The 18,651-nt window shown below is 71.4% G+C and carries 16 protein-coding genes; 13 read left to right on the top strand and 3 right to left on the bottom strand.

The window, feature by feature from the left end; translation table 11 throughout:
* The first annotated feature begins 34 nt into the window (after positions 1-34).
* From HNQ70_RS14865 to HNQ70_RS14850, 4 genes are all read left to right on the top strand, one after another.
* Complete coding sequence (locus HNQ70_RS14865; RefSeq protein ID WP_183969026.1) at positions 35-2,176, top strand: ATP-dependent helicase; 2,142 nt, start codon at positions 35-37, stop codon at positions 2,174-2,176.
* A 118-nt stretch (positions 2,177-2,294) separates the two neighbouring features.
* The gene (locus HNQ70_RS14860; protein ID WP_183969025.1) at positions 2,295-3,170 is read left to right on the top strand and encodes a cytochrome c; all 876 of its coding nucleotides are present in this window, start codon (positions 2,295-2,297) and stop codon (positions 3,168-3,170) included.
* A 48-nt stretch (positions 3,171-3,218) separates the two neighbouring features.
* Positions 3,219-3,914 carry a YecA/YgfB family protein gene (locus tag HNQ70_RS14855; RefSeq protein ID WP_183969023.1) on the top strand — a complete coding sequence of 232 codons (696 nt, stop codon included), beginning with the start codon at positions 3,219-3,221 and terminating at the stop codon, positions 3,912-3,914.
* Between the two features lie 32 nt (positions 3,915-3,946).
* Positions 3,947-5,281, top strand: a complete 1,335-nt coding sequence (locus tag HNQ70_RS14850; RefSeq protein WP_183969021.1) for an MFS transporter — start codon at positions 3,947-3,949, stop codon at positions 5,279-5,281.
* Here HNQ70_RS14850 and HNQ70_RS14845 read toward each other — a convergent pair.
* Positions 5,262-6,050 (bottom strand): SDR family NAD(P)-dependent oxidoreductase, encoded by a 789-nt coding sequence (locus HNQ70_RS14845; RefSeq protein ID WP_183969019.1) that lies wholly within the window; start codon positions 6,048-6,050, stop codon positions 5,262-5,264. The two genes, HNQ70_RS14850 and HNQ70_RS14845, sit on opposite strands and share 20 nt — an antisense overlap.
* 139 nt (positions 6,051-6,189) lie before the next feature.
* Between HNQ70_RS14845 and HNQ70_RS14840 the strand changes: the two genes are divergently transcribed.
* Positions 6,190-6,741 (top strand): YaeQ family protein, encoded by a 552-nt coding sequence (locus HNQ70_RS14840; protein WP_183969017.1) that lies wholly within the window; start codon positions 6,190-6,192, stop codon positions 6,739-6,741.
* Here the strand turns inward: HNQ70_RS14840 and HNQ70_RS14835 are convergent.
* Positions 6,719-7,489, bottom strand: coding sequence for a DUF169 domain-containing protein (locus HNQ70_RS14835; RefSeq protein ID WP_221302819.1), 771 nt, complete (start codon positions 7,487-7,489; stop codon positions 6,719-6,721). The genes HNQ70_RS14840 and HNQ70_RS14835 overlap by 23 nt on opposite strands.
* A gap of 133 nt (positions 7,490-7,622) precedes the next feature.
* On the opposite strand from HNQ70_RS14835, the gene HNQ70_RS14830 reads away from it, so the two are divergent.
* The 6 genes from HNQ70_RS14830 (at position 7,623) to HNQ70_RS14805 (ending at position 14,546) form a co-directional block, all read left to right on the top strand.
* Positions 7,623-8,129: a MarR family winged helix-turn-helix transcriptional regulator gene (locus HNQ70_RS14830; protein ID WP_183969013.1), complete on the top strand. Its 507-nt coding sequence runs from the start codon at positions 7,623-7,625 to the stop codon at positions 8,127-8,129.
* Positions 8,130-8,146: 17 nt separating this feature from the next.
* Positions 8,147-9,613 (top strand): efflux transporter outer membrane subunit, encoded by a 1,467-nt coding sequence (locus tag HNQ70_RS14825; RefSeq protein ID WP_183969011.1) that lies wholly within the window; start codon positions 8,147-8,149, stop codon positions 9,611-9,613.
* Positions 9,610-10,830: an HlyD/EmrA/EmrK family protein gene (locus HNQ70_RS14820; RefSeq protein ID WP_183969009.1), complete on the top strand. Its 1,221-nt coding sequence runs from the start codon at positions 9,610-9,612 to the stop codon at positions 10,828-10,830. The genes HNQ70_RS14825 and HNQ70_RS14820 overlap by 4 nt, the downstream gene beginning before the upstream one ends.
* Positions 10,827-12,371, top strand: coding sequence for a DHA2 family efflux MFS transporter permease subunit (locus HNQ70_RS14815; protein ID WP_183969007.1), 1,545 nt, complete (start codon positions 10,827-10,829; stop codon positions 12,369-12,371). The genes HNQ70_RS14820 and HNQ70_RS14815 overlap by 4 nt, the downstream gene beginning before the upstream one ends.
* Positions 12,372-12,468: 97 nt before the next feature.
* A complete protein-coding gene (locus HNQ70_RS14810; protein ID WP_183969005.1) occupies positions 12,469-13,350 on the top strand; it encodes a MaoC/PaaZ C-terminal domain-containing protein in 882 nt (293 codons plus the stop codon).
* 38 nt (positions 13,351-13,388) lie between these two features.
* Positions 13,389-14,546, top strand: coding sequence for an acyl-CoA dehydrogenase family protein (locus tag HNQ70_RS14805; RefSeq protein ID WP_183969003.1), 1,158 nt, complete (start codon positions 13,389-13,391; stop codon positions 14,544-14,546).
* A 441-nt stretch (positions 14,547-14,987) separates the two neighbouring features.
* Here HNQ70_RS14805 and HNQ70_RS14800 read toward each other — a convergent pair whose 3' ends face one another.
* The gene (locus tag HNQ70_RS14800; RefSeq protein WP_183969001.1) at positions 14,988-15,809 is read right to left on the bottom strand and encodes a class II aldolase/adducin family protein; all 822 of its coding nucleotides are present in this window, start codon (positions 15,807-15,809) and stop codon (positions 14,988-14,990) included.
* Between the two features lie 152 nt (positions 15,810-15,961).
* Between HNQ70_RS14800 and HNQ70_RS14795 the strand changes: the two genes are divergently transcribed.
* Together HNQ70_RS14795 and HNQ70_RS14790 are read left to right on the top strand one after the other, a co-directional pair.
* Positions 15,962-17,758, top strand: coding sequence for a flavin-containing monooxygenase (locus HNQ70_RS14795; protein ID WP_183968998.1), 1,797 nt, complete (start codon positions 15,962-15,964; stop codon positions 17,756-17,758).
* A 66-nt stretch (positions 17,759-17,824) separates the two neighbouring features.
* Positions 17,825-18,649: an MlaE family ABC transporter permease gene (locus tag HNQ70_RS14790; protein WP_183968996.1), complete on the top strand. Its 825-nt coding sequence runs from the start codon at positions 17,825-17,827 to the stop codon at positions 18,647-18,649.
* Positions 18,650-18,651: the final 2 nt, after the last annotated feature.

Below are 18,651 nucleotides of genomic sequence, written 5' to 3'. Positions count from 1 at the left end.
GATATGCATACAGCAGCTGGGCTAGACTCGCGCCATGCCCACCGCCACCCTCCCGGATCTCCAGGAAGCGGCAGCGACGGCGGCCGCGGGCCCCGGAGCCACGCCCGCGCCGGTCGCGCCCGCCCCGCCCGACGCACTGAATCCCGAGCAGCGCGCCGCCGCCAGCCACGGCGCCCGCGACGCGCAGGGACGGTTCAGCGCCGGGCCGCTGCTGGTGATCGCGGGGGCGGGCACCGGCAAGACCGCCACGCTGGCCCACCGGGTCGCCCACCTGGTCCTGGAAGGCGTCGATCCGGAGCGCATCCTGCTGCTGACCTTCAGCCGGCGCGCCGCCCAGGAGATGGTGCGCCGCGCCGAAAGCATCGTCGGCGCACAGCTTGCCGCCCAGGGCCGGCGCGGCACTCCAAGGCTCCCCTGGGCCGGCACCTTCCACGCGATCGGCGCGCGACTGCTGCGCCAGCACGCAGCGCAGGTCGGACTCGACCCCGGCTTCGGCATCCTCGACCGCGGCGACGCCGCCGACCTCATCGACCTGCTGCGCCATGAGCTCGATCTCTCCTCCCGCCCCCAGCGCTTTCCGCGCAAGGACACCTGCCTGGCGATCTACTCGCACCGGGTGAACACCGGCTGGCCGCTGGAGCGGGTGCTCGAGAAGACCTTCCCGTGGTGCGCGCAGTGGGCGGACGAACTCAAGGGGCTGTTCCGCGCCTACGTCGAGCGCAAGCAGGCCAACGGCGTGCTCGACTACGACGATCTGCTGCTGTGGTGGCATGCCGCGGTCGCCGACCCCGCCCTGGCCGCCGAGATCGGCGCGCGCTTCGATCACGTGCTGGTCGACGAGTACCAGGACACCAACGCGCTGCAGTCCGAAATCCTGCTGGCGCTCAAGCCCGCGGGCGACGGCCTCACCGTGGTCGGCGACGACGCGCAGTCCATTTACGCCTTCCGCGCGGCGGACATCGGCAACATCCTGGGCTTCCCGGAGCGCTTCGACCCGCCCGCGCGCCGGATCACGCTGGAGCTGAACTACCGGTCGGTGCAGCCGGTGCTCGACGCCGCCAACACGCTGCTGGCCGGCGCTCCCAGGCAGTACCCGAAAACCCTGCGCGCGGCCCGCGGCGCCGGCGCGAAGCCGCGCCTGGTGTCGGTGCTGGACGAACGCTCGCAGGCCGATCACGTCGCCGGCGAGGTGCTGCGCCTGCGCGAAACCGGCGTGGCGCTGCGGCGTCAGGCGGTGCTGTTCCGCAGCAGCCATCACAGCGACCTGCTCGAGCTCGAGCTCACCCGGCGCAACATCCCCTACGTCAAGCATGGCGGCCTGCGCTTCCTTGAAGCGGCCCATGTGAAGGATCTGCTTGCGCTGCTGCGCTGGGCCGACAACCCGCGCAACGGCATTGCAGCCTTCCGCGCGCTGCAGTTGATGAGCGGCTTCGGCCCCGCCAACGCCCGCCGCGGCATCGACTGCGTCGCCGCCGCAGGCAACCAGCTCGCGGCGCTGCGGGGCTTCGCCGCGCCGTCCGCCGCCGGGGATTCCTGGCCTGCCTTCGTGGACCTGATGGTGCGGCTCGCCGACCCTGCCACGCCCTGGCCCGGCCAGGTGGACGCGGCGCGGCGCTGGTACCAGCCGGTGCTCGAGCGCCGCCACGACGACGCAGCGGTCCGCGCCGCGGACCTCGACATGATCGCCGCCGTCGCGCCGCAGTTCGGCAGCCGCGAGCGCTTCCTCACCGAGCTCACCCTCGATCCGCCGCAGGCTTCGGGCGACCTCGCCGGCACGCCGCTGCTCGACGAGGACTACCTGGTCCTGTCGACGGTGCACTCCGCCAAGGGCCAGGAGTGGGATGCGGTCTACCTGCTCAACGTGGCCGACGGCAACTTCCCGAACGAGTACTCCACCGGCGACGCGGATGCCATCGAAGAGGAACGGCGGCTGCTCTACGTGGCGCTGACCCGCGCCCGCGACACCCTGCAGCTGATCGAGCCGCAGCGCTACTACGTGACCGGCCAGGCGCGCTTCGGCGACGGCTACGTGCACGGCGCGCGCAGCCGCTTCCTCGATGCCGCGATGCTCGCGCAATTTGAACGCGCCGGTCCGCCGGCGACCCCGGGCGTGCCCGCCGCGACCGCCGGCCGCGCCCGGGTGGACGTCGCCTCGAAGCTGCGCGGCATGTGGTGAGCGGCGTGGGCGCCGCCGGCGCCATGCCCCGGCGCCCGGCAGCGCGCGCACCCGTTGCCTGCCGGCCCGCCAAGGCTTACGCTTTCGCCTTCTCTGGGCGGCAAGGTGGAGGCGCGCCATGGGAAAACTGCTCAGGATCGCGGCCGGCCTGTTCGGCGTGCTTGCAGTCGCGGCGCTCGCCGCCTTCCTCTGGGCGCACTGGCGGACCGGCGAGGCGCTCGCCAGACGCTACCCGAAGCCGCAGCTGCAGCTCGCCGATGCGGTCGCCAACGCGCCGCCGGAGCTCGGCCGGCGCATCGTTCTCGTGCGCAACGGCTGCACCGACTGCCATGGCGCCGACCTCTCGGGCGCAGTGATCGTCGAGAACGCCTTCATCGGCTCCGTGCGCGCCCCGAACATCACTCCCGCCGCGCTGCGCGACTGGACCGACGACGACATCGCGGCGGCGATCCGGAACGGAATCGGCCGCGACGGCCGGCCGCTGGCGATCATGCCGTCCCACGAGTACCACAACCTCGGCCGGCAGGACCTCGCCGCGGCGGTCGCCTACCTGCGCAGCGTGCCGCCGGTCGAGCGGGCCAGCGCGCCGCTGGTGCTCGGCCCCGGAGCGAAGCTGCTCTACGCATCCGGACGCCTGCCGCTCTTCGCAGCCGAGCGGATCGATCACTCGGCGACGTTCGCCGACAAACCGGCGGAGGGGCGCAGCGTCGAGTTCGGCCGCTACCTGGCCGCGGGCGCCTGCTCCGGCTGCCACGGCAGCGAGTTCCGCGGCGGGCCGATCCCCGGCGCGCCTCCCGACTGGGCGCCAGCCTCGTCGCTGCGCCTGGGCGCGGACGCGCGCTGGACCGAGCAGGCCTTCGTCTCGACGATGCGCACCGGCCGGTCGGCGATCGACGGCCACGCGCTGCGCACGCCGATGCCGGTGGCCGCGCTGGGCAGGTTGAACGAGGTGGAAATCTCCGCCCTGTGGCTCTACTTCGCCACGCTGCGCTGAACGGCGGCGCGGTCGCGCCGGCGGCCAGCCTGGCTGTAGGATAGCGGCATGAACACGACCAATTCCCCCCGGCTCCTCACGGACACCGAACTCGCCCGTCTCGACGCCCTGCTCGAGTCGATCAGCCCAGAAGAATCGATGACGCTGGAGGAGCTTGACGGCTTCTACGCGGCGCTCGCCTGCTGCACCGAGCAGGTTCCCATGGACGAATACCTGCCGCTGGTGATCGGCCTCGAGGATGGCGCGAGCGTCCCTGAGTCCGCCGAGATCGACGAGCTGCGCAAGCTGCTCGATATCCACTGGCTGGCCGTCGTCGGGCAGCTCTACGAGGCTGAGGGCTTCGCCCCGGTGCTCAGCTACGACGAGCAGGGAACGGCGCAGGGCAATGCCTGGGCGATCGGCTTCCTGCGCGGGATGGCGATCCGTCCCGACGCCTGGGCGGCGCTGGACGACGACGAGGACGCAGTCGACATCCTCGAGCCGATGATGCGCCTGGCCGAGGAGATCGAGCCGGGCGACGACGAGCCCGGCGAGGCGATTCCCGAGGCAGAGCGTGCCGCCGTCATCGAGGCGATGTTCGACAGCGTGATGGACATCCACCAGTTCTTCCGCGTGCAGCGCGAGCGCAACCTGGCGCCGAGCACCCAGCGCCGCCCCGGCGGCAAGGTGGGCCGCAACGATCCCTGCCCCTGCGGCAGCGGCAAGAAGTACAAGCTCTGCTGCGGGGCCGGCCAGCCCGCCTGACGACGCCGACACCGACGCCCTGATCACCCGAGATGAGCCGCTCCGACGGCCAGGGCGTCGACTCCCACTACGCCGTGTTCCGGCTGCTGGTGTCGCTGCTGCTGTCGACGATCGGCGGCGTCGGCATGTACTCGGTGGTGGTGGTACTGCCGGCCGTTCAGGTCGAATTCGGCATCGGCCGCTCCGATGCCTCGCTCCCCTTCACCGCGACGATGATCGGCTTCGGCCTGGGCGGCCTGCTGATGGGCTGGCTGTCGGACCGTTTCGGCATCATGGTGCCGGTGATGCTGGGCGGGCTGAGCATCGGCGCGGGCTTCACGCTGGCCGGCCAGGCCGGCGGCCTGTGGAGCTTCGTCCTGGCCCAGGGCCTGATCGGCCTGCTGGGCAGCTCCGCCACCTTCTCGCCGCTGATGGCCGACACCTCGCTGTGGTTCGAGCGGCGGCGCGGCATCGCCGTGGCCGTCTGCGCCAGCGGCAACTACCTGGCCGGCACCGTCTGGCCGCCGATCGTCCAGCACCTGGTCGACACGATCGGCTGGCGCACGGCCTACGCCGGCATCGGCCTGTTCTGCGTCGCGACGATCCTGCCGCTGGCGCTGCTGCTGCGCCGGCGTCCGCCGCAGGTCTCGACGCAGACGGCCGCCGCGCTGGCTGCGGCGGCGCGGGCGGAGCCAGCCATCCCGGCTGCGCCAGGCGCCGCGGCCGCGGTTGCGGCCGCCACGCCCGCGGCTGCCCCGGCGCCCCGGCCCGGCCTCGCGCCGGCGCTGCCCCGCGGCATCGCGCCAGGCACCCTGCAGACGCTGCTGATCGTCGCGGGCGTCGCCTGCTGCGTGGCGATGTCGATGCCCCAGGTGCACATCGTCGCGCTGTGCGGCGACCTCGGCTACGGGCCGGCGCGCGGCGCGGAAATGCTCTCGCTGATGCTGGGGCTCGGCATCGTGAGCCGGCTCGCCTCGGGCTTCATCTGCGACCGCATCGGCGGCCTGCGCACCCTGCTGCTCGGCTCGGTGCTGCAGGGGATCGCGCTGCTGATGTATCTGCCCTCGAACTCGCTGATGTCGCTCTACCTGGTCTCGGCGCTGTTCGGCCTGTTCCAGGGCGGCATCGTGCCGTCCTACGCGATCGTGGTCCGGGAGAACTTCCCGCCGGCCCAGGCAGGAACCCGGATCAGCCTGGTCATCACCGCCACCCTGTTCGGGATGGCGATCGGCGGCTGGCTCTCGGGCAGGATCCACGACCTGACCGGCTCCTACCAGGCGGCCTTCGTCAACGGCATCGCCTGGAACGCGCTCAACATCGCGATCGTGCTCTTCCTGCTGCACCGCAGCCGCAGTGCAGGCCTGCGGCCTATTTCCGCCGCCGCTTGAACGGATGCGTGCTCGACAGGCCGCCGTCCACGGCGATCGCCTGTCCGTTGACGTAGGAAGCCTCATCGCTGGCCAGGAACAGCGCCGCCGCGGCGATCTCTTCCGGCAGCCCGTAGCGCTCCATGGGGTTGAGCTGGCCGATCCGGTCCTCGGTGCCGCGGGCGCGCGCCATGTCGAAGACCGGACGGGTCATGCCGGTCTCGATCAGCCCGGGACAGATGGCATTGATGCGCACGCCGGTGCCGGCCAACGAGTTGGCCGCGGTCTGCACCAGGCTGATCACGCCGGCCTTGCTGGCGCTGTAGGGCGTGCCGCCCGCATTGGCCCGCAAGCCGGCGGCCGAGGCGGTGCAGACAATGGCGCCGCGGCCCTGCGCGATCATCGGCGGCGCCGCGTGCCTGACCGCCAGGAAGGGGCCGATCAGGTTGACGCGCAGCACCTCCTGCCAGAGCTCGACCGACTGCTCGAAGAGGGAGACGTCGCCGCCGCTGATCCCCGCGTTCGCGAACAGCACGTCGATTCCGCCGAACGCGTCCATGGCGCGCGCCACGTAGGCCTGGACGTCACTCTCGAGCCCAGCGTCGGCCGCCATCGCGATGGCGCTGCCTCCGGCGGCAGCGATCTGCGCCACCGTCTCCTCGACGGACTCCCGGCTGCGGTCCACCGCGAGCACCGATGCGCCCTCGCGCGCGAACAGCGCGGCGCTGGCGCGGCCGATGCCGCTGCCCGCCCCCGTGACGATCGCCCGCCTGCCTTCCAGTCTGCCCATTCCCGAATCCTCCAGGGCCTGTCGCCCATGCGGCCGCCGGCCCATCCCGGCGGGTCCCCCTGGAGTCTACAATCCGCGGCTCCCCTGCCACCCGGGCCGTCCGCCGCTGCGACCGCGCCCCCTCCGGACCCCTCTCCCCATGGCCATTCGCTCCACGGTCTACAAGGCCGAACTCCAGGTCGCCGACATGGACCGCGGCCATTACTCGACCCACGCACTGATCCTTGCCCGCCACCCCTCGGAGACCGAGGAGCGGCTGATGGTGCGGCTGCTGGCCTTCGCGCTGAACGCCGAGGAAGGGCTGGCCTTCGGCCGGGGCCTGTCGACCGACGATGAACCGGACCTGTGGGTGCGCGACCTGACCGGCGTCATCCGCCTGTGGATCGAGGTGGGCCTGCCCGACGAGAAATGGATCCGCAAGGCCTGCGGACGCGCCGAGCGCGTGCTGGTGGTCGCCTACGGCGGCAGCAAGGCCGACATCTGGTGGGGCCAGAACGCTGGCGCGCTGGGCCGGCAGCACAACCTGGCGGTGTTGCGCATCGACGCCGAGGCCGGCGCCGAGCTCGCCGGCCTGGCGGAGCGTTCGATGCAGCTGAGCTGCAACATCCAGGACGGCGAGGTATGGATCGGGTCGGGCGAGCGCGGGGTGTCCTGCTCGCCTGCCTGGCTCAAGGCCCCTTCGCGTAGCTGACCGCCATTCCCGCGCGCACGTCCTGCTGGATGCCGTACTGCGGGAAGGGATAGCGGAAGCCGTTCTTCGCCAGCGCGTGCATGCCCTCGATCGCGCGGACCAGCTGCTCCGGGGGCAGCGCCATCAGCATCTCGTCGTCGAGCACGCCGCCGTAGCGGCGCTCGGCGAAGCAGGGAATCGACAGGCTCGGCTCGCGCCGCGACAGCGCGCGTCCCCAGGAGTCGGCGCAGGAGGACTCGCCGACGACGCTCCAGTCGAAGCGTTTGTAACCAGCCCACTGCAGCCCGTTGATGAAGTACATCATCGCGCCGGGCGTGGCGTAGAACAGCGCCACGTCGGGCGGATCGAGCCGGCCCGAGGCGAGCGGCGCCACCGCCAGCGCGCGGTAGCGGCCCGCGGGCACCACCTGCATCGCGGCCTGGTGCGCGCTCGCGTCCTCGACGGTCGCGTACCAGACCCCGGTCATCGCCTTGCCGGAGCGCCATTCGGCATCCTGAGGCCCCAGGCCCACCACTGCGCGGCACTGGGCGCCCACCAGGTCGTCGCCGGTGATCCCCACGGTCCATCCCAGCCGCGCCGCCTGCGCGACGATCTGGTCGGTGGTGTGGACCGACTGGGGCCGGCGGATCTTCGGGATCGCCTCCATCTCCTCGACGGTATCGAAGAGCTTCATCCCGAACGGGATGGCGCGCAGCTTCAGCAGCCGCTCGAGTTCGGCCGCCAGCGCAGCCAGATCCTTGGCATTCATGGACACGGGGTCTCCTCCGGGCGCGTGGCGCGCCTCTTCGTTCATCGACAAAACGGACTCTATCAGCGCGGCCGCCATTGACCGCCCGATGGCCGCATCCTACTTTGTTGAGCTTGCAATGAATGCCTGGGCAATGAACCGCTCCCCGACTCCCGCCGCACCAGCGCCGGTCTTCTACACCGCGCAGACCTACCGCGTCGGCGACACCATCGGAGCGCTGATCCGGCAGCTGCGCCTGTCGATGACCCGCTGCATCGACGCCGAGATGGCCCGGCACGGCCTGACCGACGCCCAGTGGGGCCCGCTCTTCCTGATTTCGGTCGGCCGCGCCCGCACCGCGGCGGCGCTCGCCCAGGAGATGGAGGTCGGCCCCGGCGCCATGACGCGCACCCTCGACCGCCTCGAGCGCAAGGGCCTGCTGCTGCGCCACCGCTCTGAGGAGGATCGCCGGCTGGTCCTGCTGGAGCTGACCGCCGAGGGCGAGCGCGCTGCGGCGCGGGTTCCCGCAGTGCTGTCGGCGGTCTACAACGCCCATCTGGACGGCTTCAGCGAGGACGAGTTCTCGGCGCTGAAGTCGATGCTCGCGCGGATGGTCGACAACGGCGGGCGGCTGCACGCGCCCCGCAACCACCCGGGCTGATGCAGGCGAGGCAGACGATGGAGCAGATCACCCCGCACCGCCCGCTGTCCGCGCGCAGGCCGCTCGCGGCCCTGCTGGCCGCCTGCGCCTGCCTGCTGGCGGGCGCCTGCGCCGACCTCTCGGGGATTTCGCCCAAGGCCCGCCAGGCGCAGCCGGCCGCCGTCGGCCTGGCAACCGCTCCTGCCGCCTTCGACTGGCCCGATGCGCAATGGTGGCGGCCGTATGGCGACGACCGCCTGGCGGCGCTGGTCGAGCGCGCGCTGGCCGGCAACCCGTCGCTGATGGCGACCGAGTCGCGCCTGGCGCGCGCGCGCAGCCTGGTCGACCTCGCCGAGTCCGAGAGCGGCCCCGGCGTGGGCGGACGCGTCGACGTCACCCGGCAGCGCTTCACCGAGACCGGGATGATCCCGCCGGCGCTGGCCGGACGCACCCGCACCACCTACGCGGCCACGCTGGTGCTCGGCTGGGAACTGGATTTCTTCGGCCGACACCGCGCCGCGCTGCAGGCGGCGCTGGGCACGGTCCAGGCCGCCGAAGCCGAGCTGCAGGCCGCGCGCGTCCTGCTCGCCAGCCGGGTCGTGGCCGGCTGGATCGAACTCGCGCGCCTGCTGGAGCAGCGGCGCCTGGCGCGCGAAACCCGGGCGCAGGACGAGCGGATGGTCGAGCTGGTGCGCCAGCGCACCGTGGCCGGCCTGGACAGCCGGGTCGAGCTGCGCCGCGCGGAGGGCGAACTGCCGCGCACCCGCGCAGGGATCGAGGCGCTCGACGGCGAGATCGCGCTGGTGCGCCACGCGCTGGCCGTGCTGAGCGCACAGCCGCCGCAGGCGCTGGCCGCGCTGGAGGCGTCGCTGCCGCCCGCGCCGCGCGCCGCACTGCCGGCGGAAGTTCCTGCCGACCTGCTCGGCCGGCGGGCCGACGTCGCCGCGGCCCGCTGGCGCATCGAGGCCGCGCTCGGCGCGCGCGACGAGACCCGCGCACGCTTCTACCCGAACGTGAACCTCGCCGGCTTCCTCGGCCTGTCCACGCTCAACCTCACGCAATGGCTGGACGCCGGCAGCCGCACCTGGGGGGTCGGGCCGGCAGTGCGCCTGCCGCTGTTCGACACCGGCGCGCTGCGCGCCGAGCTGCGCGACCGGACCGCCGGGCTCGACGAGGCGGTACACGCCTACAACGGCGCGATCGCCGACGCGGCGCGCGAGGTGGCCGACCGGCTGGCGTCGCTGCACGCGCTCGCCCGGCGCGAGCGCGAGCAGCGGCTTGCGCTCGAGGCCGCCGACGACGCCCAGGAGCTCGCGGTGCAGCGCTACCGGGCCGGCCTGGGCACCTACCTGGAGGTGATCTCGGCGCAGGCGGCGGTGACCGCCGAACGCAGGCTCGCCGCCGACCTCGATGCGCGCGCCGCCGAACTCCACGCCGGCCTCGCCCACGCGCTGGGCGGCGGCTACCTCGCCCCAGACGCCAGAAACGACGGATCTCCCCGATGAACGCCGACACTCCCCAGGCGGAGCACCTCCGCAGAAATTCGTCCAGGCGCCGCAAGGGCATGCTGATGCTGGCGGCAGTGGTGATCCTGGGCGCGATCGCCTACGCCGCCTGGTGGTGGATCGTCGGCAGCCGCTACATGAGCACCGACAACGCCTACGTGCAGGGCAACGTTGTGCAGGTGACGCCGCAGTCGGCCGGCTCGGTGATTGCCATCCATGCCGACGAGACCGAGATGGTCCAGGCCGGGCAGCCGCTGGTGAGCTTCGACGACGCCGATGCGCGCGTCGCGCTGGCCCGGGCCGAGGCGCAGCTGGCGCAGACCGTGCGGGAGATCCGCGGGACCTACGCCAACAATGCCACCCTCAGGGCCGGCATTGCGGTGCGCGAGGCCGAACTGAAGCGGGTCCGCACCGACCTGGCAAGGGCGGAAGGCGATCTCGCGCGGCGCGCCGGCCTGGTCGCCAGCGGTGCGGTGCGCGGCGAAGAGGTGCAGCACATCCGCGACGCGATCGCCACCGCCCGCGCCGCGGTAACGGCCGCCGAGGCCGGCGTGCTGGCCGCCCGCGAGCAGCTTGCCGCCAACCTGGTGATGACCGAATCGACGACGGTCGAGGAGCATCCCAGCGTCCGGCACGCCGCGGCCCAGGTCCGCGAAGCCTGGCTGGCGCTGGCCCGCACCACCGTGGCCTCGCCGGTGACCGGCCACGTGGCGCGGCGCACCGTGCAGATCGGCCAGCGCATCCAGGCGGGCGCCCCGATGCTGTCGGTGGTGGCGCTCGACCGGGTCTGGGTGGACGCGAACTTCAAGGAGCCGCAACTGCGCGACATCCGGATCGGCCAGCCGGTGACCCTGACCGCCGACGTCTACGGCAGCAAGATCGTCTACGAGGGGCGCGTGCACGGCCTGGCCGCCGGCACCGGCGCGACCTTCGCGCTGCTGCCCGCGCAGAACGCCACCGGGAACTGGATCAAGGTGGTGCAGCGGGTGCCGGTGCGCATCGCGCTCGATCCCAAGCAGCTCGGCGAGCATCCGCTGCGGATGGGGCTGTCGATGCACGCGAAGGTCGACATCGGCGACCGCAGCGGGACCGCGCTCGCCGCCGCGCCGCGCAGCGAGCCGCTGGCTTCCACGCCCGTGTTCGACGACGCCGCCAAGGGCGCGGACGAGCGCATCGCACGGATCGTCGCCGAGAACCTGGGCCGCGCGCCGCGATGACCGCAGCCGCGGCGCCGGCGCCGAGCGCGCCGCTCAAGGGCTTCGAGCTCGCGCTCGGCACCTTCGCGCTGTCGCTCGCGACCTTCCTGAACGTCCTCACCAGCTCGATCGCCAACGTCTCGCTGCCGGCCATCGCGGGCGACCTGGGCGCCACGCCGTCGCAGGGCACCTGGGTGATCACCAGCTTCGGCATGGCCACCGCGATCTCCATGCCGCTGACCGGCTGGCTGGTGCAGCGCTTCGGGCAGGTGCGGCTGTTCACCGCCAGCGTGACACTGTTCGTCCTTGGCTCCTGGCTGTGCGGGCTGGCCCCCAACCTCGAGTCGCTGATCGCCTTTCGCATCCTGCAGGGCGCGGTGGCGGGCCCGCTGATCCCGGTCTCGCAGACTCTGCTGCTGGCCAGCTACCCGCCAGCGCAGGCCGGCATCGCGCTGGCGCTCTGGTCGATGACCACGCTGGTCGCGCCGATCGTCGGCCCCCTGCTGGGCGGCTGGATCACCGACAACATGTCCTGGTCGTGGATCTTCTATATCAACGTGCCGATCGGCGTGCTCACGCTGATGCTGATGCTGCCGATCTACCGCAGCCGCGAGACCGCCATCCGCAAGCTGCCGGTCGACGTGGTCGGAATGACGCTGCTGGTGATCTGGGTGGGCTCGCTGCAGATGATGCTCGACCTGGGCAAGGAGCAGGACTGGTTCTCGTCGACCACCGTCGTCGTGCTCGCCATCGTCTGCGTGATCACCCTTGCGGCCTTCCTGATCTGGGAGCTCACCGACGCGCACCCGGTCGTCGACCTCACGCTGCTGCTGCGCCGGAACTTCTGGACCAGCACCCTGGCCCTGGCGCTGACCTACGGCATCTTCTTCGGCAACGCCGTGATGATGCCGCTCTGGCTGCAGCAGCAGATGGGCTACACCGCCACCATGGCCGGCGCGGTGATGGCTCCGGTCGGCGTGTTCGCGATCTTCCTGATGCCGCTGGTGGGCCGCAGCCTGCAGCGCATCGACCCGCGCCTGATCGCGACCGCGTCGCTGCTGGTGTTCGCGATCGCCTTCGGCATGCGTTCGATGTTCAGCATGCAGGCAGACCTGGCGACGCTGATGCTGCCCTCGCTGATCCAGGGCATCGCGGTGGCGATGTTCTTCGTGCCGCTCACCTCGATCGGACTGGCGGGCCTCTCCGCCGACCGCCTGCCCGCAGCCTCGGGGCTCAGCAACTTCATGCGCACCTGCGCGGGCGCCTTCGGCACCTCACTGACCACCACGCTCTGGTCCGACCGCACCGCCATGCACCACGAGCAGCTGGTGGAGTCGCTCGCCCCCGGGGCTGCGCCCACCGACCAGGCGCTTGCCACCCTGGGCGCTGCAGGCTTCGACCAGACGCAGTCGCTCGCGACGATCAGCCGGATGGTCGACCAGCAGGGCTTCACGATCTCGATGGTCGAGATCAACTTCGCGTCTGCCGCGGTCTTCCTGGTGCTGATCGGCCTGATCTGGGTCGCGCGTCCGCCGCGCCCGGGGGCGAGCGCGGGCCGCTGATCCGGTCCGCGGTATGCGCGTCGCTGCGCGCGTGCCGGTTTGGCGAACCGCACGAGGCGCGGTATGTTTCCGGCCACCGAATCCAGGATCAGACCCGATGGCAATCGATTACGCGCGCCTGCGCAACTGGCCGCTCGCAGACGTCGAGCATACCTACGACTGGAAGGCCTCCGCGCTCTACGCGCTGGGCGTCGGCTACGGCCACGACCCGATGGACGAGCGGCAGCTGCGCTTCGTCTACGAGGAGGACATGGTCGCCGCGCCCACCATGCCGGTGGTCCTCGCGACCCACGGTTTCTGGGTCAAGGAGCAGAACACCGGCGTCGACTGGGTGAAGGTGCTGCATGGCGAGCAGAGCCTCACCATCCACCGCCCGATCCCGGCCGCCGCGACCGTCATCGGCAGCACGCGCGTCAAGGGCATCGTCGACAAGGGGCGCGACAAGGGCGCCATCCTCGTCCAGGAACGCATGCTGCACGACAAGGCGACCGGCGAGCTGCTCGCCACCCTCGAGCAGCTGAGCTTCTGCCGCGGCGACGGCGGCTTCTCGGAGCAGCCCGGCAACGGCCCGCGCGGCGGCGACCCCGCCCCCACGCCCAAGCCCGCGACCCCGGACAGCCCGCCCGATCTCGCCTGCGACCTGCCGACCCTGCCGCAGGCCGCGCTGATCTACCGGCTGTGTGCCGACCAGAACCCGCTGCACGCCGACCCGAAGGTCGCCCGGGCGGCCGGCTTCCCCCGGCCCATCCTGCACGGCCTGGCCAGCTTCGGCGTGGCCGGTCACGCCATCATCAAGACCTGCTGCGACTACGACCCCGCCCGCCTGAAGTCGATCGGCCTGCGCTTTTCGGGCCCGGTGTTCCCGGGCGAGACGCTGCGCACCGAGATGTGGCGGCAGGGCAATCGCATCCAGTTCCGCGCGCGCTCGGTCGAGCGCGATGTGGTCGTCCTGTCCCACGGCGTGGCCGAGATCGCCTGAGCCCGGCCCCGAACCGCCCCCCCGAACGGAGAAAATCCATGTCCCGCAAGCAACCGCAGCACCTGGCCCGCAAGCTCTTCGACTCGGACCACGAGCTCTTCCGCGACAACGTGCGCCGCTTCTTCGAAACAGAAGTGATGCCGCACCACGAACGCTGGGAAGAGCAGGGCTACGTCGATCGCGACTGCTGGAAGAAGGCCGGCGACGCCGGCCTGCTGTGCGTCACGATGCCCGAGCAGTACGGCGGCGCGGGCGTCGACCGCCTCTACAGCACGATCCTCATCGAGGAGGCCGCGCGCCTGGGCGCCTCGGGCCCCGGCTTCTCGCTGCACTCCGACATCGTCAGCAACTACCTGGTGAACTTCGGCTCCGAGGAGATCAAGCAGGCCTACCTGCCGGCGATGGCCCGCGGCGAGAAGATCGGCGCGATCGCGATGACCGAGCCTGGCGCCGGCTCCGACCTGCAGTCGATCCGCACCACCGCAAAGCGCGACGGCGACGAGTGGGTGATCAACGGTTCCAAGACCTACATCACCAACGGCTACAACGCCGACGTGGTGGTGGTGGTGGCCAAGAGCAACCCGGAGCTCGGCGCCAAGGGCACCAGCCTGTTCATCGTCGAGGAAGGGATGCCCGGCTTCAGCAAGGGCAAGCGCCTGAAGAAGCTTGGCCTGAAGGCGCAGGACACCTCGGAGCTGTTCTTCGACAACGTGCGGGTGCCCGCCAGCCGCATGCTGGGCCGCGAGGGCGAGGGCTTCATCTACCTGATGCAGGAGCTGCCCTGGGAGCGCCTGATGATCGCGATCCGGGCGGTGGCCAACGCCGAGGCGGCGGTGGGCTGGACCAACGACTACGTCCACGAGCGCAAGGCCTTCGGCAAGACGGTGTTCGACTTCCAGAGCGTGCGCTTCAAGCTCGCCGAGCTGAAGACCGAGGTGCAGGTGGGCCGCGTGTTCGTGGACCGCTGCATCGAGTCGGTGCTGAAGAAGGAGCTCGACACCGCCACCGCGTCGATGGCCAAGCTCTGGTGCACCGAGATGCAGGGCCGCGTGCTCGACGAGTGCGTGCAGCTGCACGGCGGCAGCGGCTTCATGCTGGAGTATCCGATCACCCGTGCCTACGCGGATGCGCGGGTGCAGCGGATCTTCGGGGGCACCAGCGAGATCATGAAGGAAGTGATCAGCCGGACGCTCTGACCGGCGTTCGGTTCGGCTGAGGGACGGCCTGCTGCGTGCGGGCCGTTCTCGTTTTGTGCCGTGCGGGCGATCGGTTGTCCGGCGCCTCTGCGCGGGCGCGGGGAGACCGGCCCTCCGGGCTGGCGGCGCTGCGCGCCGCCACCTGCGGTGCTCGCCCGCATGGCCTGCGGCAGAACTCGCTGCGCTCGCTTCGCGAGCTACGCTCGGACATGCTGCCGCAAGTCAGTGGAACGAGGCGCGCTTCGCGCGCGGCCATGCGGGCTGCGCTCCTCGGCGGTCTCCGAGCGCCCGCGCAGAGGCGCCGGACAATCGATCGCACGTACTTGACGGTGCGCCGGGCCATCACGCAGGAGCACCGTCATCCGGGCGGCCTGCCGGCCGATCCCGCGATCCGCCGGACGTCGGACGTCGGACGTCGGACGCCGGCGGAGTCGGCGCGGCTCAGTCCAGGAAGTCCGGCTGCTCCTTGAGGATGCGCGCGTAGAGCGGCTGGAACTGGAACCAGCCGGCGGTCGGCGTGCCGACCAGGCTGGCGGCCTGCTCGGCGGACTCCTTGCGGATCAGCTTCGGGCCGGCGCCGGTGCGCGCGGCGGCGGCCTCGGCGTGCAGCTGCACCTGGCAGGAACGCTCCATCGTGATGTACCACCACGCGGCTTCGTCGACGGTGCGACCGACGGTGAGCAGGCCGTGGTTCTGAAGGATGACCGCCTTCCTGCCGCCCAGCGACTTCGCGATCCGTGCGCCTTCGTCGAGTTCGACCACCACCCCGCCGAAGTCGTCGTAGACGGCGTGATCGTTGTAGAAGGCACAGACATCCTGGGTGATCGGGTCGAGCGGGCGGCCCAGCGTCGACCACGCGCGGCCCCAGGTCGAATGGGTGTGCGCGGCCGCGACCACCTCCGGCCTTGCGCTGTGCACGTTCGAGTGGATGGCGAACGCGGCACGATTCACCGGGTAATTCCCTTCGACGACCTCGCCTTCGTCATTCACGCGGATCAGGTTCGAGACCCGGATCTGGCTGAAGTGCACGGCGAAAGGGTTGACCCAGAAGGTGTCGGTGAACTCGGGATCGCGCGCGGTCACGTGGCCCGCGACCCCTTCGTCGAAGCCCATCTTCGAGAACAGCCGGAAGGTCGCGGCCAGCCGCTGCTTGCGGTGCAGGCGCTCTTCCTCGACGGTGGCGAACACCGGCGGCTGCATGGGGAGGTTCGGGTGCTCGGCCTGCCGGGATGCAGCCAGGGCGGTGCGTTCGGGTGCGTTCATCGGATTGTTCCTGTTTCCTCCAGTGGACCGGGCAGCATACGGCCGCGCCCGGGGGCGCGGCAAGCAAGGTGGAACGCCGGCTCCGACGCGCGCCGGCGCGATTGCTATGCTCAGCGGCAAGCCGACCCGACGGCATCCCAGAGGACAGGAAGATGAACACATCGACACCGACCGCAACCGCGCAGGAATGGCTGGGCCGCTTCGATGCGGCACTGTCGGGCAGCGACCCGGCCGCCGCCGCCGCGCTGTTCGGCGCCGAGAGCTACTGGCGCGATCTCGTCTCCTTCACCTGGAACATCCGGACCATGGAAGGCCGCGACAGCATCGCCGCGATGCTCGCCGGCACGCTGGCCGCCACCCGGCCTTCCTCGTGGCGGCTTGACGGCGAAGCCACCCGGGCCGGCGAGGTCACCGAGGCCTGGCTGGTCTTCGAGACCGCGCTCGGCCGGGGCCGCGGCCACGTCCGTCTGAAGGACGGCCGCTGCTGGACGCTGACGACGATGCTGGCCGAACTGAAGGGCTTCGAGGAGAGGCGCGGCGAGAAGCGCCCCAGGGGCGTGGAGCACGGCGTCCGCCGCAACCGGAGAAGCTGGCTCGAGGAACGCGCCGCCGAGCAGGCGGAGCTCGGCCATGTCCGCCAGCCCTACTGCCTGGTGGTGGGCGGCGGCCAGGGCGGCATCGCGCTGGCAGCGCGCCTGAAGCAGCTCGAGGTGCCGGCGCTGGTCATCGACAGCCACCCGCGCGCGGGCGACGCATGGCGCGCCCGATACAGGTCGCTGTGCCTGCACGACCCGGTCTGGTACGACCACCTGCCGTACCTGCCCTTCCCCGACAATTGGCCGGTGTTCACGCCCAAGGACAAGATGGGCGACTGGCTGGAGGCCTACACGAAGCTGATGGAGCTGAACTACTGGAGTTCCACCGAGTGCCGCAGCGCGCGCTGGGATGAGGCGGCGCAGGAGTGGTCGGTCGCCGTGGACCGGGCCGGCGAGACCGTCGTGCTGCGCCCGAAGCAGCTGATCCTGGCCACCGGCATGTCGGGCATGCCCGAGGTTCCGAAGTTCCCTGGCGCCGAGCGCTTCCTCGGCGAGCAGGTGCACTCCAGCGAGTATCGAAGCGGCGAGGCCTATCGGGGCCGGCACTGCGTCGTGGTGGGCTCGAACAACTCTGCGCACGACATCTGCGCGGACCTGTGGGAGCACGAAGCGAAGGTGACGATGCTCCAGCGCTCCAGCACCCTGGTCGTGCGCTCCGAGACCCTGATGGACGCGGGCTGGGGCAGGCTTTTCTCCGAGGACGCGCTGCGCCGCGGCATCACCACCGAGCGCGCCGACATGACGCTCGCCACGATGCCGTTTCGCGTGATGACCGAGGCGCAGAAGCCGGTGTACGCGGAAATCGCCCGCAAGGACGCAGGGTTCTACGAGCGTCTGCGCCAGGCCGGCTTCATGCTCGACTTCGGCGAGGACGGTTCTGGGCTCTCGCTCAAGTACATGCGGCGCGGCTCGGGCTACTACATCGACGTCGGCGCCTCGGAGCTGGTGGCCGACGGCAGCATCGCGCTGCGCAGCGGCGTCAACGTGACGGAACTTCGCGCCCGCTCCGTGGTGCTCGACGACGGCAGCGAGCTGCCTGCCGACCTGATCGTCTACGCGACCGGCTACGGATCGATGAACGGCTGGGCCGCGAAGATCATTTCGCAGGAGGTCGCCGACCGGGTCGGCAAGTGCTGGGGACTCGGCTCCGGCACCGCGAAGGACCCCGGGCCGTGGGAAGGCGAACTGCGCAACATGTGGAAGCCGACCCACCAGCCGGGGCTCTGGTTCCACGGCGGCAACCTGCAGCAGTCTCGCTTCTACTCGCTGCTGCTCGCGCTGCAGCTGAAGGCCAGGATGGAAGGCCTCGAGACGCCGGTGTGGGGCATGGGACCGGTGCACCACACCAGCTGAGACGCAGGGCGGGGGCAGGGAACGTCCCCCGACGGCAGCCGCCTCGGCCCGCGCTATCATCGGCCGATGGCATCGCCTCAGACAACTCCGGCCCCGGCGGAGCCCCCGCCGCCTGCGCCCTGGCAACCGGAGGCTTCGGTACGCGAACGCGCCGAAGCCTGGTGGCAGGCGCTGCGCTTCGCCGCGCTGACGCTGGCCACGGCGCTGTCGCCGGACGCCTACGACCGCGAGATGCGCCGCGCCACGGCGCGGCAGGTCGTGCTGTCGGCCTGGCCGGCCCTGCCTGGCTTCCTCGCGGCCTGCGCGGTGCTCAGCCTCGTGCTGGTGCGCATCGTGGTGGACACCGCCCAGTCCTATGGCCTTTCGCAGTACGCGCTGGAGCTCGCGGTGCGCGTGCTGGTGATCGAGGTGATCCCTCTGCTGGCGGCGCTGTCGGTGGCACTGCGCTCCGGTGCGGCGATGAGCACGCACGTGGCGCTCAAGCATGTGCGCGGCGATTTCGAGGCGATGCGCGCCCGCGGCCAGGACCCGGTCCGGCATGCCTTCGCGCCACGCGCCTTCGGCAGCGTGGTGGCCGTGATGCTGCTGGCCTGGCTCAGCAGCGCCATCGCGATGCTGATCGCCTACCTGGTGATGTACGGCCTCTCGCCCTGGGCGCTCGACCCCTACCTGCGGATCATCGGCCAGGTGTTCGCGCCAGTGGTCGTCACGGGCCTTGCGCTCAAGACGCTGTTCTTCGGCCTGGCGGTCGCCGCGATCCCGGTCAGCGCGGCGCTGTCGATCCCGCGCAACCTGCGCCTGGTGCCTGCCGCGATACGCGACGGCATGGCGCGGCTGGGCGTGGCGCTGGTGGCGATCGAGGTCGGTTCGCTCGCCGTGATGTACGCCTGAAG

Source organism: Quisquiliibacterium transsilvanicum, assembly GCF_014202215.1.
GTDB lineage: Bacteria > Pseudomonadota > Gammaproteobacteria > Burkholderiales > Burkholderiaceae_E > Quisquiliibacterium > Quisquiliibacterium transsilvanicum.
This window is presented reverse-complemented; position numbering and strand designations above follow the sequence as displayed.

Bases quoted from the DNA above. Each gene is read 5' to 3' on its own strand.
- HNQ70_RS14805 (WP_183969003.1), top strand. From the start codon at position 13,389: ATGTCCCGCAAGCAACCGCAGCACCTGGCCCGCAAGCTCTTCGACTCG.
- HNQ70_RS14865 (WP_183969026.1), top strand. From the start codon at position 35: ATGCCCACCGCCACCCTCCCGGATCTCCAGGAAGCGGCAGCGACGGCG.
- HNQ70_RS14790 (WP_183968996.1), top strand. From the start codon at position 17,825: ATGGCATCGCCTCAGACAACTCCGGCCCCGGCGGAGCCCCCGCCGCCT.
- HNQ70_RS14795 (WP_183968998.1), top strand. From the start codon at position 15,962: ATGAACACATCGACACCGACCGCAACCGCGCAGGAATGGCTGGGCCGC.
- HNQ70_RS14815 (WP_183969007.1), top strand. From the start codon at position 10,827: ATGACCGCAGCCGCGGCGCCGGCGCCGAGCGCGCCGCTCAAGGGCTTC.
- HNQ70_RS14845 (WP_183969019.1), bottom strand. From the start codon at position 6,050: ATGGGCAGACTGGAAGGCAGGCGGGCGATCGTCACGGGGGCGGGCAGC.
- HNQ70_RS14840 (WP_183969017.1), top strand. From the start codon at position 6,190: ATGGCCATTCGCTCCACGGTCTACAAGGCCGAACTCCAGGTCGCCGAC.
- HNQ70_RS14800 (WP_183969001.1), bottom strand. From the start codon at position 15,809: ATGAACGCACCCGAACGCACCGCCCTGGCTGCATCCCGGCAGGCCGAG.
- HNQ70_RS14855 (WP_183969023.1), top strand. From the start codon at position 3,219: ATGAACACGACCAATTCCCCCCGGCTCCTCACGGACACCGAACTCGCC.
- HNQ70_RS14850 (WP_183969021.1), top strand. From the start codon at position 3,947: ATGAGCCGCTCCGACGGCCAGGGCGTCGACTCCCACTACGCCGTGTTC.
- HNQ70_RS14825 (WP_183969011.1), top strand. From the start codon at position 8,147: ATGGAGCAGATCACCCCGCACCGCCCGCTGTCCGCGCGCAGGCCGCTC.
- HNQ70_RS14835 (WP_221302819.1), bottom strand. From the start codon at position 7,489: ATGAATGCCAAGGATCTGGCTGCGCTGGCGGCCGAACTCGAGCGGCTG.
- HNQ70_RS14830 (WP_183969013.1), top strand. From the start codon at position 7,623: ATGAACCGCTCCCCGACTCCCGCCGCACCAGCGCCGGTCTTCTACACC.
- HNQ70_RS14810 (WP_183969005.1), top strand. From the start codon at position 12,469: ATGGCAATCGATTACGCGCGCCTGCGCAACTGGCCGCTCGCAGACGTC.
- HNQ70_RS14860 (WP_183969025.1), top strand. From the start codon at position 2,295: ATGGGAAAACTGCTCAGGATCGCGGCCGGCCTGTTCGGCGTGCTTGCA.
- HNQ70_RS14820 (WP_183969009.1), top strand. From the start codon at position 9,610: ATGAACGCCGACACTCCCCAGGCGGAGCACCTCCGCAGAAATTCGTCC.